This is a genomic window from Pseudomonas sp. HY2-MNA-CIBAN-0224 (assembly GCF_040310285.1).
Lineage (GTDB): Bacteria > Pseudomonadota > Gammaproteobacteria > Pseudomonadales > Pseudomonadaceae > Aquipseudomonas > Aquipseudomonas helleri.
Genome location: NZ_JBEOPQ010000146.1, coordinates 1 through 608 on the forward strand (window position 1 = coordinate 1; position 608 = coordinate 608).

Genomic DNA, 608 nt, shown 5'->3' on the forward strand with positions numbered 1-608 from the left:
GTCATGAGATGCCCATAGACGAATTTATCATCAATATCTATTTAATGGTAGAGCAATATTACAAAATAGTCGTCACCAAACCCTTGCGAAGTGCAGGTTACGCGCCAAAGCTAAGTGATCCTGAGGTCATTTGCATGGAGATGGTCGGTGAATTTTTACACCTTGATCAAGACAAACAAATTTGGCAATACTTTACCCAGCATTGGCAAGCCTGGTTTCCAGCCATAGGCTCATACCCTAACTTCGCAAAGCACTGCGCCAATCTGTGGCAAGTCAAACAGCGGATACAAGATAAAGTCAGTCAACTTGAGGGCTGTGACAACATCCATTTTATGGACGGCTTTCCGATACCTGTCTGTCATTATGGACGCGCTTATCGGCATAAGAATTATCAAGACTTAGCAGCTTTTAGCTACTGTGCCGCTAAGCAAGAGAGGTACTATGGCTTTGAAGGCCATTTGCTTGTTAACTTATCGGGCATGATTAAAGGCTTTACCTTTGCTCCTGCCAATGTTGATGAAAGAGCGGTTGCCCCAGAAATCACCACTCATATTCATGGGCTACTTGGCGCTGATAAAGGGTATATCAGCCCTAGTCTCACTCAGCAC

Annotated in this window: 1 protein-coding gene; it reads left to right on the plus strand. The window is 44.4% G+C overall.

The window, feature by feature from the left end; genetic code table 11:
- Window positions 1–8: 8 nt before the first annotated feature.
- Window positions 9–608, plus strand: a 600-nt coding sequence (locus AAEZ03_RS25760) for an IS982 family transposase (RefSeq protein ID WP_350582547.1), incomplete at its 3' end; no start/stop codon positions are given.